The 14,973-nt window shown below is 62.0% G+C and carries 16 protein-coding genes; 11 read left to right on the forward strand and 5 right to left on the reverse strand.

The annotated features are described in order from the left end of the window. Window positions 1-346: 346 nt before the first annotated feature. Complete coding sequence (locus tag AC2FNJ_RS04430) at window positions 347-1,744, reverse strand: aspartate aminotransferase family protein (RefSeq protein ID WP_496762736.1); 1,398 nt, start codon at window positions 1,742-1,744, stop codon at window positions 347-349. A 78-nt stretch (window positions 1,745-1,822) separates the two neighbouring features. Then, on the reverse strand, window positions 1,823-2,497 hold the full coding sequence (locus tag AC2FNJ_RS04435; RefSeq protein ID WP_496762737.1) for a GntR family transcriptional regulator: 675 nt from the start codon (window positions 2,495-2,497) through the stop codon (window positions 1,823-1,825). A gap of 147 nt (window positions 2,498-2,644) precedes the next feature. Here AC2FNJ_RS04435 and AC2FNJ_RS04440 point away from each other — a divergent pair, with 147 nt between their 5' ends. The 5 genes from AC2FNJ_RS04440 to AC2FNJ_RS04460 all read left to right on the forward strand — a co-directional run bounded on the left by AC2FNJ_RS04440 (window position 2,645) and on the right by AC2FNJ_RS04460 (window position 8,045). Then, the gene (locus AC2FNJ_RS04440) at window positions 2,645-3,730 is read left to right on the forward strand and encodes a polyamine ABC transporter substrate-binding protein (RefSeq protein WP_496762738.1); all 1,086 of its coding nucleotides are present in this window, start codon (window positions 2,645-2,647) and stop codon (window positions 3,728-3,730) included. 79 nt (window positions 3,731-3,809) lie between these two features. Continuing rightward, window positions 3,810-4,937 (forward strand): ABC transporter ATP-binding protein, encoded by a 1,128-nt coding sequence (locus tag AC2FNJ_RS04445; protein ID WP_496762740.1) that lies wholly within the window; start codon window positions 3,810-3,812, stop codon window positions 4,935-4,937. Beyond that, window positions 4,937-5,818, forward strand: a complete 882-nt coding sequence (locus tag AC2FNJ_RS04450; protein ID WP_496762742.1) for an ABC transporter permease subunit — start codon at window positions 4,937-4,939, stop codon at window positions 5,816-5,818. The genes AC2FNJ_RS04445 and AC2FNJ_RS04450 overlap by 1 nt, the downstream gene beginning before the upstream one ends. After that, on the forward strand, window positions 5,815-6,747 hold the full coding sequence (locus tag AC2FNJ_RS04455; protein ID WP_496762744.1) for an ABC transporter permease subunit: 933 nt from the start codon (window positions 5,815-5,817) through the stop codon (window positions 6,745-6,747). The genes AC2FNJ_RS04450 and AC2FNJ_RS04455 overlap by 4 nt, the downstream gene beginning before the upstream one ends. After that, window positions 6,744-8,045 carry an NAD(P)/FAD-dependent oxidoreductase gene (locus AC2FNJ_RS04460; RefSeq protein ID WP_496762745.1) on the forward strand — a complete coding sequence of 434 codons (1,302 nt, stop codon included), beginning with the start codon at window positions 6,744-6,746 and terminating at the stop codon, window positions 8,043-8,045. Before AC2FNJ_RS04455 ends, AC2FNJ_RS04460 begins: the two co-directional genes overlap by 4 nt. Window positions 8,046-8,048: 3 nt before the next feature. Here the strand turns inward: AC2FNJ_RS04460 and AC2FNJ_RS04465 are convergent, their stop codons facing one another. From AC2FNJ_RS04465 to AC2FNJ_RS04475, 3 genes are all read right to left on the reverse strand, one after another. Next, a complete protein-coding gene (locus AC2FNJ_RS04465; RefSeq protein WP_496762747.1) occupies window positions 8,049-8,909 on the reverse strand; it encodes a phosphotransferase family protein in 861 nt (286 codons plus the stop codon). Window positions 8,910-8,971: 62 nt separating this feature from the next. Then, window positions 8,972-9,640 (reverse strand): flagellar hook capping FlgD N-terminal domain-containing protein, encoded by a 669-nt coding sequence (locus AC2FNJ_RS04470; RefSeq protein WP_496762749.1) that lies wholly within the window; start codon window positions 9,638-9,640, stop codon window positions 8,972-8,974. A 3-nt stretch (window positions 9,641-9,643) separates the two neighbouring features. Continuing rightward, a complete protein-coding gene (locus tag AC2FNJ_RS04475) occupies window positions 9,644-10,948 on the reverse strand; it encodes a flagellar hook-length control protein FliK (protein WP_496762750.1) in 1,305 nt (434 codons plus the stop codon). 111 nt (window positions 10,949-11,059) lie between these two features. Here AC2FNJ_RS04475 and AC2FNJ_RS04480 point away from each other — a divergent pair, with 111 nt between their 5' ends. The 6 genes from AC2FNJ_RS04480 (at window position 11,060) to AC2FNJ_RS04505 (ending at window position 14,855) form a co-directional block, all read left to right on the forward strand. Next, window positions 11,060-11,359 carry a rod-binding protein gene (locus AC2FNJ_RS04480; RefSeq protein ID WP_496762751.1) on the forward strand — a complete coding sequence of 100 codons (300 nt, stop codon included), beginning with the start codon at window positions 11,060-11,062 and terminating at the stop codon, window positions 11,357-11,359. Next, window positions 11,337-11,696 carry a flagellar biosynthesis protein FlgN gene (locus AC2FNJ_RS04485; RefSeq protein WP_496762752.1) on the forward strand — a complete coding sequence of 120 codons (360 nt, stop codon included), beginning with the start codon at window positions 11,337-11,339 and terminating at the stop codon, window positions 11,694-11,696. Before AC2FNJ_RS04480 ends, AC2FNJ_RS04485 begins: the two co-directional genes overlap by 23 nt. Window positions 11,697-11,901: 205 nt before the next feature. After that, complete coding sequence (locus AC2FNJ_RS04490) at window positions 11,902-13,209, forward strand: flagellin N-terminal helical domain-containing protein (protein WP_496762754.1); 1,308 nt, start codon at window positions 11,902-11,904, stop codon at window positions 13,207-13,209. A 76-nt stretch (window positions 13,210-13,285) separates the two neighbouring features. Beyond that, entirely contained in the window at window positions 13,286-13,663 is a 378-nt protein-coding gene (gene flaF / locus AC2FNJ_RS04495) for a flagellar biosynthesis regulator FlaF (protein WP_496762755.1), read from the forward strand. Beyond that, a complete protein-coding gene (gene flbT, locus AC2FNJ_RS04500; RefSeq protein WP_496762756.1) occupies window positions 13,660-14,061 on the forward strand; it encodes a flagellar biosynthesis repressor FlbT in 402 nt (133 codons plus the stop codon). The genes flaF and flbT overlap by 4 nt, the downstream gene beginning before the upstream one ends. Beyond that, entirely contained in the window at window positions 14,058-14,855 is a 798-nt protein-coding gene (locus AC2FNJ_RS04505) for a DUF1217 domain-containing protein (protein ID WP_496762757.1), read from the forward strand. Before flbT ends, AC2FNJ_RS04505 begins: the two co-directional genes overlap by 4 nt. The last annotated feature ends 118 nt before the right edge of the window (window positions 14,856-14,973 follow it).

Below are 14,973 nucleotides of genomic sequence, written 5' to 3' on the forward strand. Positions count from 1 at the left end.
TCCGGCAGATTTGCCCTGCACTTTTTGTCCATCCAGACATGCCAAGCATAGACACAGCTTGGCACGAATTAAACACCATTTCGGAAATACCGAAAACAATCCCGAGCGTTCCGGCGCGTCGGGTCTCCGAAACAGGTTTGCGAGATTTGAATGCAGGAACGCGTCGCATCCGTGACTTTTTGCGACGCATCATTGGCGTTTTGCGGCATCGAGTCGGCTGGAAGGCATCGGGCGGCTCACGATCAGACTGCGCGGGCAGCCACGTGCCTTTTCCTGATCGGACGTGAAAGGAAACCGGCCGGCCACGCGGGTGGCCGGCCAGCGCAACGCAACGACGGCGCGCGACTCAGGCCGCGGCCTTCATCAAGCCCTGTTCGATGATCTCGGCCTGCGCCTCGTCCAGAGACCTGCGGATCCGAACGAACATCTCGTCGATATCCGCCGGTGTCAGGATCAGAGGCGGCGAGATGATCATCCGGTCGCCGACGTGGCGCATAATCAGATTGTTGGCGAAGCACCGGTCACGGCAGATGTAGCCGATGGTGCCGGGGTCCGCGGCGAACTTGGCGCGGGTGTCCTTGTCGGGGGTCAGCGCAATCGAAGCCATCATGCCGACGATCTTGGCTTCGCCGACCAGCGGGTGGTCGATTAGTGCCTCCCATTTTTCCTTGAGGTAAGGCGCGGCGACATTCCGGACATGTCCGATGATGTCCTCTTCTTCGAGGATGCGCAGGTTTTCCAATGCCACCGCGGCGGCAACGGGATGCCCCGAATAGGTGTAGCCGTGATAGAATTCCGACCCGGCGATCACCTCGGCCACCTCGTCGCATACGATCGATCCGCCGATGGGCGCATAGCCCGAGCTGAGGCCCTTGGCGATCGTCATGATATGCGGCCGGATACCGACGGTCTGGGCACCGAACCAGTTTCCGGTGCGCCCAAAGCCACAGATGACCTCGTCGGAGATCAGGAGGATTTCGTACTTGTCGCAGATCCGCTGGATTTCCGGCCAGTAGCTGTCGGGCGCAACGATGACGCCGCCGGCGCCCTGCACCGGCTCGGCAATGAAGGCCGCGACCCGATCCTCGCCAAGCTCAAGGATGGCTTCTTCGAGTTCACGGGCACGGGCGAGACCGAATTCCTCGGGGTCCATGTTGCCGCCCTCGGCCCACCAGTTGGGCTGGTTGATGTGGTGGATGCCGGGAATCGGCATTCCGCCCTGCGCATGCATGTGCACCATGCCCCCCAGGCTGCCGGCGCCCACGGTGGAGCCGTGATAGGCGTTCTTCCGGCTGATGATGACGTTCTTTTCCGGTTTGCCCTTGTTGGCCCAGTAGGTGCGGACCATCCGGATGTTGGTGTCGTTGGCTTCGGAGCCGCCGGCAGCAAAAAAGACATGGTTGAGATCGCCGGGCGCGAGGCTGGCGAGTTTTTCGGCCAGCGCGATGGCAGGAACGTGTGTCGTTTGGAAAAACGTGTTGTAGTAGGGCAGTTCGCGCATCTGGCGGGCTGCGATGTCCGCAAGCTCGTTCCGGCCATAGCCGATGTTCACGCACCACAGCCCCGCCATCGCGTCCAGAATCTCCTCGCCGTCACTGTCGGTCAGATAGACGCCCTTGGCGCGGGTTATCACCCGGACGCCCTTTTTCGCCAATTCGCCGTTCGCGGAGAACGGGTGCATGTGATGCGCGGCGTCCAGCGCCTGCAACTCGGCGGTCGGCATGTGGTTGGTGATCATGGACATTGCGGACTCTCCTGCGGAAACGGTTTGGGCCAGAATATGATCAAATTAATAGGAGTCAATCGAATCGCGCTTCAAGAGCTATTTCGAGAGGACTTCCGCCATCAGTTCCATGCCCTGCTCGACATCGTTCTGCATGGCGACCGCCACCCGGTCGGGGTCTCCGGCCCGCAGACCGGCGATGATGTCCTTGTGGCGGTCCGGCAGGCTCTGGGTGCCGAAACGGCCGCAGACGATTCGGAGCGACGGGCCGAACCGGAGCCAGAGCCGCTCGGCCAGATCGCTGAGCACCGGGGCGGCTGCGTGGGAATACAGTGCCGCGTGAAACGCATGATTGTGACGCAGATAGCCGCCGACATCCCCGGCCTCGATGCAGTCGTCCAACTGCGCGTCAATTGCCGCAAGCTCGTCGATGCCGGACGCATTCATGACGCCGGCCGCGCGTCGGGAAAGCTCTGATTCAATTGCCTTTCTGGCGAATATGAGCTGCTCGATATCGGCCTTGGAAAGAACCGGAACGCTCACCCGCCGATTGCCCTGAAACATCAGGGCACCGTCAGAGATCAGCCTGCGGATGGCCTCGCGGACAGGGGTCATGCCAACGCCCAGCGAATCAGTCAGCCCCTGGATCGTCACCGACTGCCCCGGCACCATCTCGCCGAACAGGATTTGATCCCGCAGCGTGCGATACACTTGGTCATGCGCTGGGCGCTTGCCCTGGCCCGATTCCTGTCCGGACGCCTTATTTTTGATCATATTCAATGAGTTTGCTCTGGTCTCGTTGGTCATAACTTGCAAGGGTCTGTGCCCCGTGAAAGCATAAACCGGAATGCTGCAGAAAGCAAAAACTTGATCAAATCCAAAAAAGCGGGAAAATAGCCGCACAAATGCAGGGAGAAGAAGATGACTTTCAAATCAATGACACTCACGGCCGTGATTGCGCTGGGCACGACGGCCGCGTTTGCCGAAGAGGTGCGTGTCTACAACTGGTCGGACTATATCGACGAGGATCTGCTGTCCAAATTCGAGGAAGAGACGGGTCTGACGCTGATCTACGACGTGTTCGACAGCAATGAGGTGCTGGAAACCAAGATGCTTGCGGGCGGATCGGGGTACGATGTGGTGGTTCCGTCCGGCACCTTCCTGCAGCGCCAGATCCAGGCAGGCGCTTTTCAGGAACTCGACATGTCCAAGCTGCCGAACGCCGGCAACCTTTGGGATGTCATCCAAGAGCGGACCGCCGGTTACGACCCGGACAATGCCTATTCCATCAACTACATGTGGGGCACCACCGGGCTCGGCGTGAATGTGGACAAGGTCAGGGAAGTGCTTGGCGACGACGTGCCGCTGAACAGCATGGACCTCGTCCTGAAGCCCGAGAACATGGAGAAACTGGCCGCCTGCGGTGTGCATTTTCTGGATGCCCCGACCGAAATCATTCCGATGACGCTCAAGTATATCGGCGAGGATCCCGACAGCCACGACCCCGACGTGATCGAAAAGACCGAACCGGTTCTGATGGCGGTCCGGCCCTACGTGCAGAAATTCCACAGCTCCGAATACATCAACGCGCTCGCCAATGGCGACATCTGCGTAGCCGTGGGTTGGTCGGGTGACATCCTGCAGGCACGAGACAGGGCCGCCGAGGCCGACAATGGCGTCGTGATCGAATACCACCCCTTTGCCGAAGGCTCGCTGATGTGGTTCGACCAGATGGCGATTCCGGTTGATGCGCCGAACCCGGAAGGGGCGCACACGTTCCTGAATTTCATTCTGGATGCGGAAAACATGGCGGCGGCGTCGAACTATGTCTACTACGCCAACGGCAACAAGGCGTCGCAGGAGTTTCTTGAAGAGGACGTGATCGGCGATCCCGCGATCTATCCCGACGAAGAAACCATGAAGAACCTCTACATCACCACGCCCTATCCCGCAAAAACCCAGCGTGCGGTGACGCGCCTGTGGACCAAGATCAAGTCGGGCACCTGAACCGGCGCGGCGGAGCGGATTCGAGACCGCTCCGCCCAATCCATTTCCGACCGGTGAAATCAGCGCAACGGGGGCCGTTTTGAACTCAACCACCTTCGCGCCGTGGGATGACCCGCAGGCGAAACCCCTGATCCAGTTCCAGAACGTCACCAAGCGGTTTGGTGAATTCACGGCGATCGACGACCTGTCCCTGGACATCTACGAACGGGAGTTCTTTGCCCTTCTGGGACCGTCCGGTTGCGGCAAGACCACCATGATGCGGATGCTGGCAGGCTTCGAGAAGCCGACCGAGGGTCACATCATGCTCGGTGGGCAGGACATCGACCCGATTCCGCCGAACAAACGCGCGGTCAACATGATGTTCCAGTCCTATGCGTTGTTTCCGCACCTTACCGTCTGGGACAATATCGCTTTCGGCCTGCGCCGCGACAACATGCCGAAACGCGACCTCGAGGCCCGGGTGGACGAGATGCTGCGCCTGACCCGGCTGGAACAGTTCGCCCGCCGCAAGCCGCACCAGATCTCGGGCGGCCAGCGGCAGCGGGTGGCGCTGGCGCGGTCGCTCGCCAAGGCGCCGAAACTGCTGCTGTTGGACGAGCCGCTGGGTGCGCTGGACAAGAAACTGCGGCAGGACACCCAGTTCGAGCTGATGGACATTCAGGAAAAAACCGGAACCACTTTCGTGATCGTGACCCACGATCAGGAAGAAGCCATGACGGTTGCCAGCCGCGTGGCCGTCATGGATCAGGGCAGGCTCATGCAGGTGGCGACGCCCGACAGGATCTATGAAAGCCCGAACTCGGTCTATGTGGCGGATTTCATCGGCGACGTGAACATCATCCAGGGCCGCGCGCTTCCCGATGGCGGGGAGTCCTATCTCATCGACTGGGCCGAAGGGCAGGAGCCGCTGAAGGCAACCTCAAGCCGGTCCCTCGACAAGGGCCAAGCCTGTCACCTGGCCATTCGCCCCGAAAAGGTCGCGATCTCGGCGGATCGGCCGACGGATGCCGCCAATGCCGTGCAGGGCAAGGTGCATGACATCGCCTATCTGGGCAATCTGTCCACCTATCACGTCGAACTGGTCAACGGCACGATCATCAAGGCGCAAACCGCGAACACCCGCCGGATCTCGCGCCGCTCCTTTACCTGGGAAGACCCTGTCTGGCTGTCCTGGACAGCCACGGCGGGTGTTCTGCTGGCGGATTGATGCGGCGCTTCGTCCTCATAGCTATTCCCTATGTGTGGCTTCTGGCGCTGTTTCTGGTGCCGTTCGTCATCGTTCTGAAAATCTCGCTGTCGGACGCGGCGATCGCAAGGCCGCCCTATGTGCCGCAATTCGACTGGGCCGAAGGCATCTGGGCCTTTGTCAGCCAACTGGATTTCGAGAATTTCGTCTTTCTGACCGAGGACGATCTCTATTGGAAGGCTTACCTTTCCAGCCTCAGAATCGCGGTCGTTTCCACCTTTCTGACCCTGCTGGTCGGGTATCCCATCGCCTATGGAATGGCGCGCGCGCCCGAGGAGTGGCGCCCGACGCTGATGATGCTGGTGATTCTGCCGTTCTGGACCTCGTTCCTGATCCGCGTCTATGCGTGGATGGGCATCCTGAGCAACGAGGGCTACCTCAACCAGCTCCTGCTGTGGACCGGGATCATTTCCACGCCGTTGACCATCCTCAACACGCAAACCGCCGTCTATGTCGGTATCGTTTATACCTACCTGCCCTTCATGATCCTGCCGATCTACGCGGCGCTCGACCGGCTGGACGGTTCGCTGATCGAAGCCGCCGAAGATCTGGGATGCTCACGCGCACAAGCCTTCTGGCTGGTGACAGTGCCCCTGTCGCGGCCGGGCATCATCGCAGGCTGCTTTCTGGTCATGATCCCGGTGATCGGCGAATTCGTCATTCCGTCGCTGCTGGGCGGATCGGGAACACTGATGATCGGCAAAGTCCTGTGGGAGGAGTTCTTCTCGAACCGTGACTGGCCGGTGGCCTCGGCCGTGGCCGTGGTTCTGCTGCTGATCCTTGTGATTCCGATCGTGCTGTTCCAGCGCAACCAGCAAAAGCAGTCGGAGGCGGATCAATGAGCAGGCTCAGCTGGTTCAACGTCGTTTCGCTGACCTTCGGTTTTGCGTTTCTGTATATCCCGATGGTCATCCTGATCGTCTACAGCTTCAATGAAAGCAAGCTTGTGACGGTCTGGGCCGGCTTTTCGACCAAGTGGTACGGAGAACTGGTCCGAAACGAGGCGTTTCTGGACGCGGCATGGGTCACGCTGCGGGTTGCGGTATTCTCATCGACCCTGGCAACGATCCTGGGCACGATGGCGGCCTATGTCCTTGTGCGCGGCGGGCGGTTCCTGGGCCGAACGCTGTTCTCGGGCATGATCTATGCGCCCTTGGTGATGCCCGAGGTGATCACCGGTCTTTCGCTGCTCCTGCTGTTCATCGGCGTTGAACCCTACGTGAACCAGATTGTGGGACCGATTGCCAATACTTGGAATCCGTTTCTGGAGCGATTGGATTTTGCTTTTGGGTTTAATCTAGCAGGATATCTGGCCGTAGACGGTACGTTTCAGAGAGGTGTCCTTACCGTCGTGCTTGCTCATACGACCTTCTCGATGTGCTATGTTTCAGTGGTGGTGTCGTCGCGACTGGTGACGTTCGACCGGTCGCTGGAAGAGGCCGCGCTGGATCTCGGCTGTTCTCCATCGCAAGCCTTCCGGTTTGTGACGCTGCCGATCATCGCCCCTGCGGTGATCTCGGGGTGGTTGTTGGCGTTCACCCTGTCGCTTGACGATCTGGTCATCGCCTCCTTCACCACCGGCCCGTCGGCCACCACGCTTCCGATCAAGATCTTTTCGGCCGTCCGGCTTGGCGTCAGCCCCGAGATCAATGCGCTTTCCACCATCATGATCGGTATCGTGACCATAGGCGTGATCACCGCATCTCTGGTGACCAAACGCGCGATGATGCGGCAGAGACAGGACGAACAGGCCGCGGCGCGCGTGCAATGAAACGAATCTTTCCGGACTACACGTATGGCCCCGGCCCCCGGACCGGCTGCTGGTGGGATGAGACCATTGCCGCCCCGGACTGGCCGGTTCTTTCCGGGGGCCTGCGCGTGGACGTGGCCATCGTCGGCGGCGGTTTCACCGGGATTTCCGCCGCCCTGCATCTTGCCCGGTCCGGCGCCGAAGTCGCCGTTCTGGAAGCCGAGTCTCCGGGCTGGGGCGCCTCGGGGCGCAACGGCGGGTTTTGTTGTCTGGGCGGCTCGAAACTCGGCCAGACCGCGATGGCGCGGCGTTTTGGTCAGGCGGCAACGGATGCGTACCAGCGGGCCGAGCGCGATGCCGTCGCACTGGTCTCGGACCTGCTCGAAGAACACCGGATCGATGCCGACCGGCACTCGCACGGCGAAACGCAACTGGCGCATTCGTCGCGCGCGATGGCCACGCTGCGGCGCGAAGCCGGTGAGGATGACATTGTTCACGAGCCGGACGAACTGCCTGCGCTCGGGCTTGGAGGACGGTTCTTCGGCGGCCTCACGAACCCGGTCGGATTTGGGCTCAATCCGCGCAAGTACCTCTTCGGGCTCGCCGGTGTGGCCCAAGAAACCGGGGCCTTGCTGTTCCAGAAATCGCCGGTGCTGTCCATCGAAAGCGCGCGCTCGGGCCATTCCGTGACCACATCAAATGGCCGGGTCGAATGCGACACGGTTCTGATCTGCACCAACGGGTATTCCAGCGAGGATGTTCCGGACTGGCTGGCCGGCCGGTACATGCCTGCGCAATCGACGGTCATGGTCACGCGCCCGCTGACCGAGGCCGAACTGCAGGCGCAAGGCTGGACATCGGATCAGATCGCTTATGACACCCGAAACCTGCTGCACTATTTTCGGCTCATGCCGGACCGGCGGTTTCTGTTTGGAATGCGCGGGGGGCTGTGCGCGTCTCCTCGGGCCGAGGCATCGATCCGCGCCAGGGTCAGGCGGGACTTCGAGTCGATGTTTCCGGCATGGTCCCATGTCGAGGCGCGGCATTTGTGGTCGGGCATGGTGTGCCTGTCGCGGGGCTTGACCCCCTATGTCGGGCCGGTACCCGGACGAAACGGGATGTTCGCCGGCTTTGCCTATCACGGCAATGGCGTCGCGATGGGAACCTATGGCGGGCGGGCGCTTGCAAGGCTTGCCTGCGGCGAGACAGCAGGGCTTCCCGCCCCCATGACCCGGCGGCCCGACAAGTTTCCCTTCGGGCGCTTCCGGCGAGTCCTTATGCCGCCGGCCTATGCCGCGATGGGGATTGCGGATCTCTGACGCCTAACCTGCGGCCAGCGCGTCCAGTTCCAGGCCGTAGCCGATTTCATAGTCCGGCGCTCCGTTCCGGCTGCGCCACAGGCAATATGCCGCCATCCGCCACCCGTACCAGGGCCGCAGTGCCCGATAGCGCGCGACGATGTCCTGGGCGCCATAGGCGGCCAGGAACATCCGGATCTCTTCCGACCCGAGCGGACGGCCGCGATAGAGCTGTTGCATTGCCGGAGACAGGAACAGCGCCAGATCCTCGCTGGGATCGCCCAGCGCGGGGCATTGCCAGTCGATGAGGGTGATGTGACCCTGCGCATCCAGCACGTTCCCCGCAACAGGGTCTCCGTGGATCAGGCAGGTCTCGGCAAGGGGCGGCACGTGGCCACCGGGGCGGAGCGCCTCGAGTCTGCTGCGATCCTGCGGGCTGCATAGCTGCAGGATTTCCACCGTTTGGCGCGCGATGTCGTCGCTGCCGTTGCACCCTTCCGGCACGACGATGTTGCCTTGGAACTCGTGGAGGTTTCGGAGCGTTCGGGCAACGGGCGCCGGATCGTTCTGCCAATTCGTACCCGGCGCGTGATCGTACAGAACCCAGGTTTCCTCGCCGCACTTTCCCGTGGCGCGAAGATGAGGAACAAAGCCCGTGTCGCGCAGCGCCCGCAGGCATTCGGCCTCGAGCCGTGCATCGTTGCGAAAAAGCGGGTTTTTGAAATCGGAGCGGTACAGCTTGAGCACCTTGTCCCGGCTGCGGTCCAGCAGCTTCCAAACTCTGTTGGTCCGTCCGCCAAACAGGGACTCGAACCGTACGGTGCCGGCAATCAGCGTCCGCCGGTGCAGTTCTTCGATCAGTTTGCGCGGGGGCAGGTTGGTCACGGGCGGGGCCGACTCCCTTGATGCAGCCGTTTCGCCCGGTTTGGCCCGTCCAGACAGCCAGATCAACCGTCCGCGCGCACTCCGACGACATCCGAGGCCGAAATCTTCTGTCCGCGCCCGAGAGTCAGAACGGTGCCGCCGTCCTGCAGCCGGGCTTCGGCGATCCGTTCCCGTATCGCGGCGGGGGATTCGTCAACCAGTTTCCGGGCCTTGAAGCTTTCTACCGAGAAGGAATAGAAACCAAAAGGATATATGGCGCCCGACGCGTCCCGCCCGTCCCAGACAACCGAGTCCGCCGCAGCGGGGATTTCGAACCGTTCAACCACATTGCCCGCGGCGTCAGTAACCTTGAGATACGCCGTGTCGGTGTCCGGAACGGGCGCGCGCAGGACTGTGACCGGCTCTCCCGAAAAATGTGCGGGGGCGCGGGCCGTCACTTCCAGACCGACCCATTGCGCCAGTTCGGCGAGCCCGGGCGCGCTCAATCGCGCCACGAGTTGTGACAGGGACTCGTTTGTCTTGACCTGTTGCTCGACCATGGAGAACTGGGCGAGTTGCGCGGCATAATCTGACGAGCTGAGCGGTTCGAGCGGATCCTGGTTCCGCGCCTGTGCGGTCAGCATTCGCAGAAAGGTCTCAAAGTCCGAGGTCAGCGCCGAGGATCGAGGGGCGGCGGCGGCAGGTGTCTGGCTGGGATTGCCTGGCGTGATCGCTCCAACCGAGGTGCTCATCGATCAAATCCTCATGTCCAGCCCGCGCCCGGCAATGCGAGGAGGCGCGGGAAGTGCTGCTGGCGTTTCAGGCTGACGGGCCGAGCCGTCGGGTGCTTCATTCGGATCGTCACGGTCGCGCGCTTCATTGCCGCCGCCGGTGCTTGCGAAGTCGAAGGAGATCGAATTGTAGCCCAGCTCGCGCAGCTCCGCGGACAGGTCCGAGATGTTTCTTCGCATCAGGTCCAGCGTTTCAGGGCGTTCCGTGGAAATCGACAGAACCAGCACGTCGTCCCGGGAGTTCAGGGACATGGAAACACGCCCCAGTTCTTCGGGGCTGAGCATCACGTCGATCCGGTCCGCTGCGGGCCGCGCGACGATTGCGGCCGACAGTTGCGCGGCGATGGCCGGTGCCGGGTTGGGCCGGATCTGTGGCGGTTGCCCGGGCGTTTCGACAGCCCTCGTGTGCGTCCCACCGCCAGACGCCTCATTCGTTTCCGCGATGTTGACCGTTTCGACGCCCGGACTGTTTCCGAAGTCCGAACGCGCCGCAACCGACAATGGCTCGAAGGCCGGGATGCTGCCGCCCAGAAGCAGGAACGATTCTTTCCCGGACCTTGACGGTGGAATGGCACCCGTCCCTGTCGGATTCGGCGCGTCGGCAGGGTGGTGGAGCGGCAGATTACCCCGATCGCCGTTTGGCTGCCGGGCGTTGTGGACAAGGTGTTGTCCCGGCGGGCTCAAGTCGCGGAGCGTTGGATTCAGACGCGCAACTTCGCCACTGTCCCGGACACTTTGAGCCACCGCCTCCTGCTCTGATTTCCGAGGCATGTCCGGCGATGCAATGGGCGAAACATCGGCCAAGTCCGAGTTTGGGGAAATCAATGACTCGGATTGCGCTTGGCGGTCCGACCCGCTGGCCATGGCGGCGCCCGAAGGGGCTGTTTCCGCGGCGGACGGCGTGTCGTCGGCGTTCAAGGTTTTGCCGGGATCTGCTTCGCTGATTTCACGTCCGTTGCTCCTGTCGCGTGCCGCTGCCCTTGGTGCGAATTCCGGAGTGCCGGACGACAAACCGGCGCTGACCTTTTCGGGGCCGCTTAGGTCGAACCGGTCTGCTTGGTCCGACATGTCGTCGTGTTCTGCAGCCGCTTCCGTTGGCGTTTCTTCGGTTTCGGACGACGGATCGGCCGTGTTGGCACCGTCCGAAACGTGGTCTGCAAACGAATCTCCCTTCCGCGAGTCTCGCGGCCGGTCCGCAGTTTGACCTCCGTCTTGCCGAACCGGGCCGTTTTCCATCGGGATCGGGGAGAGCGTGTTTGTCGGTTGCATCGAATCGCATCGCCTTGTTGACGACTGCAGCTTCGACTGAATGAGGTTTCATTTTTTTTAACCGCTCTCGACTTTGATCCCGAGAGGTCACGGCAACTCTTGAGGTTTCGAATGCAGATATCCGATACACGGCCGCCAACAGGCGTCTGGCCGACACCCGACCGGAGAGCGGACGCCGCCTGGAAGGCGGCGCAGGATCTGGAATCCGCCTTTCTGGCTGAAATGCTCAAATCCGCCGGCCTCGGCAAGCCGAGCGAGTCCTTCGGTGGTGGCGCGGGCGAGGCGCAGTTTGCCTCCTTGCTCGTGCGCCAACAGGCGGAGCAGTTGACCAGGGCGGGCGGCATAGGGCTGTCGGAATTGCTCTTCAGAACACTCGCAGGTGCCGAGAATGAAACCACGCGGCGGGAATGACCCGATCTCGGCGCTCGAAAGCCTGCTCGAGCGGGAGCGGACGGTATTGATCGACGGCCGGCTGGATGAACTCGCGGACATGACTCTGGAAAAGGAAGCCCTGATCGAAGCCCTTGGCGCGCAATCCGGGGAGTCTCCGGCGCGGTTTCAGCGGCTGCAGGATCAGATCAGGCGCAACCAGGTCTTGCTGAACGAAGCGATGGACGGCATCCGGGATGTGGCCCGGCGTATCGCCGAAATGAAACGGATCGCACAAGGGTTCGAAACCTATGGCCGCAACGGGCAAAAAGACCGGTTTGCCGTTCGCGGCGCGCGCAAGCTGGAAAGGCGGCTTTGAAAAATCCGTTGAGTCAAATTGATGGAATAAGGCGCGGTCCCTTTAGCACTCCATTAGGACATCGGCGCACAAGGTAGCGCCGCACCTGATGCAAAGGTGGCGCGATGCCCCTTCGGCAAATCGCAAAGGTCAGAAAGACAGGCAAGCCGCGCCGGGGCGCGGAATGGAACCGGGCGTCGAAGCGCCCAACACAGAAGGAAACGAAATGTCCAGTATTCTGACGAACAACGGCGCCATGGTCGCGCTGCAGACCCTGAAATCGGTCAACAAGAACCTTGCCATGACCCAGAACGAGATCTCGACGGGCAAGTCGGTCGCATCGGCCAAGGACAATGCCGCGGTTTGGGCGATCTCCAAGGTCATGGAATCCGACGTCAAGGGCTTCAAGGGGATTTCCGACAGCTTGTCACTGGGCGAATCTACGGTGGCGGTTGCCCAGAACGGTTCGGAAACGGTTGCCGACCTGTTGACCCAGATCAAAGGCAAGATCGTGGCCGCGCAGGAGGAGAACGTCGATCGCGCCAAGATCCAGACCGACATCGGAGCCTTGCGCGACCAGATAAACTCGGTCGTCGGCGCGGCGCAGTTCAACGGCCTCAATCTCCTGTCGAACCGCGATTCCACCGCCGGATCGGGCACCGTGCAGGTGCTCAGCTCGCTTGACCGGAACCCGGACGGGACCGTGAACGCAAGCCACATCAACGTGCGGAAGTTCGATCTTGGCACCCAGGCCACGGATTGGGCCGCCGGTACCGCCGCCGCAGCGGGGTCGGGCGCGACCATCAGCGGGGCTCTCGATGCAGCCGCCGCCGTGGCGCTGACCGGTGCCGCGACACCGCCCACCACCACATTGGTGATCGACAGCGTGACCGCCGGCACAGGCGTTCAGATCAACATCACCGGCGCAGCCGGTACGGTCGGAACCGCTTTCGAAGACAGCGCGCGGGATGTGTCCTATGTGGCGCGCGACGGCGATACGCAGGCGGATGTGGCCAACGCGCTGGCCGACGCGTTCAACACCCGCGTCGCGGCCGCCATCGAGGATGGAACCCTTGCTCAGGGTTCGACCTTGGGGGCTGCGGTGACGGTCGCCGCCGACGGAGTTGCGACGATCACCTTTACCGGCGAAACCGGTGCGGGCAACAACGTCTCGCTGCAGGCGATCGAGACTTCGGGCGTCGGCATCGGCGGTGGTCTGGAGGCGCTTGCGAACATCGACGTGACCACGACGGCGGGCGCGCAGAGTGCCTTGACGGAAATCGAAGGGCTGATCCAGACCTCGATCGACGCGGCCGCAGCCTTCGGTTCCGTCCGTGGACGTATCGAAACCCAGTCGGACTTCGTGTCCAAGCTCAGCGATTCGCTGCGCTCGGGCATCGGCGCGATGGTGGACGCCGACATGGAGGAGGCGTCGGCCCGACTGCAGGCGCTTCAGACCCAGCAGCAATTGGCGGTTCAATCCCTGTCCATCGCCAACCAGGCGCCGCAAACCATCCTGTCGCTGTTCCGCTGACGGCAACTCGACCGGAGCGCGAACGCCGCGCTCCGGTTCTTCCTGAAACAGTGAACCACAACCGGAAGGACACCAGGTGACACCGCATTCTCTTGCCCACCGTGCATACAGTGAGCGCCAGGCACCGACCCGCACGCCGCGGGATATCGAATACGACGCGATTTCGCGGGTCACGCGGCAACTCAAGTCTGCTGCGGCGGACAGCCGGAAGGATTTTGGAGCCCTGGCGCAGGCGGTCTACGACAATCGGCGGCTTTGGACGCTTTTTGCGACCGGAGTTGCGGATGCCGAGAATGCGCTGCCCCGCGACTTGAGAGCCCGGATCTTCTATCTTGCCGAATTCACCCACCGCCACAGCAGCCTTGTTCTGTCGGGAAAGGCCGCGGTGGAGCCGTTGATCGAGATCAACATGTCGATGATGCGCGGCCTGAGTCAGGCGGGGCAAGCCGCATGAGTGGTCTGGTCCTCAAGCTGGCACCGAAGGAACGGGTGCTGATCAATGGCGTGGTGATCGAAAACGGCGACCGGCGCAGCCGCTTCGCGATCATGACCCCCGAGGCGAATGTCCTGAGGCTGCGCGACGCGATCCATCCGGAGGATGCGAACACGCCGGTGCGGCGCGTCTGCTACGCCACGCAGCTTGTCCTGTCCGGCGATATGAGCGCGGAAGACGCGAAACTGTCGCTGTTGCGCCGCGTGGAAGAATTGAGCCAGGTGTTCACCGACGCGGATAGCCGCAAGATCCTGTCCGATGCGACCGATGCACTGATTTCGGGGCAGTTCTACCGCTGTCTCAAGTCGCTTCGATCCCTTCTGCCTCGCGAAGACAGGCTTCTGGCGTTTCGGCAATGAGCTTCCAGCCCGTCATCCTTGCCGGTGGCCTGGTCGGCTGGCGGTTCCTGCAGAGAACCTATGACGCTCAGTTGAAGGCGTTTACATCCACGGCGGAGAACGAGCGCGAGACGCAGTATTTCCTGGCAAAGATCCGCAACGTCAGAACGGCGGAAGAGCTGGTGTCCGACCGCCGCCTGTTGCGGGTTGCTCTGGGCGCATTCGGACTCGAGAACGACATCAACAACACCTACTTCGTAAGAAAGATACTCGAGGACGGCACGCAAGCCAGCGATGCCCTGTCCAACAAGCTCGCGGACAAACGCTATCGCGACTTCTCAGCCGCCTTCGGGTTCGGCCCCGGCGAGGCGCGAAAAACCGAGGCGAGCTCCGAAATGTCAAAGATCGCAAAGAGAAATGAGGTGGCACGGTTCGAACAGGCGGTCGGAGAATCGGACGACACGATGCGGATCGCGCTCTACGCGCAACATGCGTTGGCGGATCTGGCGCGGCAGAACGGGAGCGCGGACACCAAATGGTTCAAGCTCATGAGCCTGCCACCTCTGCGCAGCATGATGGAAACCGCGCTGGGTCTGCCAAAGGCGTTTGCCCAGCTGGATATCGACAGGCAGCTCGAAGTGTTCAAGAACAAGCTGTCCGGATTGACCGGATCCCCGGAACTTTCGCAATTCGCCCGGCCGGACGCGATCGAACGGCTCACCAACGCGTATCTTGCGCGGGCCCAGGTCGCCTTGCACGGTGAACGGTATTCCCCGGCCCGCACCGCCTTGGCCCTGCTTCAACCGCTTGCCTAATTCCTGCTTACCGGTCAGGTGCGCTCTGGGGTTTGTGCACGGGCCCTCCCGAAACGCGCGGTATCCGGGTCATGAGGAAGGTCATGTTTCTTGGGTACGCATGGTTTCGTAGTGACGA

It is taken from the genome of Ruegeria sp. BHSB196 (genome assembly GCF_059613135.1).

Bases quoted from the DNA above. Each gene is read 5' to 3' on its own strand.
- AC2FNJ_RS04490 (WP_496762754.1), top strand. From the start codon at position 11,902: ATGTCCAGTATTCTGACGAACAACGGCGCCATGGTCGCGCTGCAGACC.
- AC2FNJ_RS04430 (WP_496762736.1), bottom strand. From the start codon at position 1,744: ATGTCCATGATCACCAACCACATGCCGACCGCCGAGTTGCAGGCGCTG.
- AC2FNJ_RS04475 (WP_496762750.1), bottom strand. From the start codon at position 10,948: ATGCAACCGACAAACACGCTCTCCCCGATCCCGATGGAAAACGGCCCG.
- AC2FNJ_RS04440 (WP_496762738.1), top strand. From the start codon at position 2,645: ATGACTTTCAAATCAATGACACTCACGGCCGTGATTGCGCTGGGCACG.
- AC2FNJ_RS04455 (WP_496762744.1), top strand. From the start codon at position 5,815: ATGAGCAGGCTCAGCTGGTTCAACGTCGTTTCGCTGACCTTCGGTTTT.
- AC2FNJ_RS04450 (WP_496762742.1), top strand. From the start codon at position 4,937: ATGCGGCGCTTCGTCCTCATAGCTATTCCCTATGTGTGGCTTCTGGCG.
- AC2FNJ_RS04485 (WP_496762752.1), top strand. From the start codon at position 11,337: ATGAAACCACGCGGCGGGAATGACCCGATCTCGGCGCTCGAAAGCCTG.
- AC2FNJ_RS04505 (WP_496762757.1), top strand. From the start codon at position 14,058: ATGAGCTTCCAGCCCGTCATCCTTGCCGGTGGCCTGGTCGGCTGGCGG.
- flbT (WP_496762756.1), top strand. From the start codon at position 13,660: ATGAGTGGTCTGGTCCTCAAGCTGGCACCGAAGGAACGGGTGCTGATC.
- AC2FNJ_RS04470 (WP_496762749.1), bottom strand. From the start codon at position 9,640: ATGAGCACCTCGGTTGGAGCGATCACGCCAGGCAATCCCAGCCAGACA.
- AC2FNJ_RS04480 (WP_496762751.1), top strand. From the start codon at position 11,060: ATGCAGATATCCGATACACGGCCGCCAACAGGCGTCTGGCCGACACCC.
- AC2FNJ_RS04435 (WP_496762737.1), bottom strand. From the start codon at position 2,497: ATGATCAAAAATAAGGCGTCCGGACAGGAATCGGGCCAGGGCAAGCGC.
- AC2FNJ_RS04460 (WP_496762745.1), top strand. From the start codon at position 6,744: ATGAAACGAATCTTTCCGGACTACACGTATGGCCCCGGCCCCCGGACC.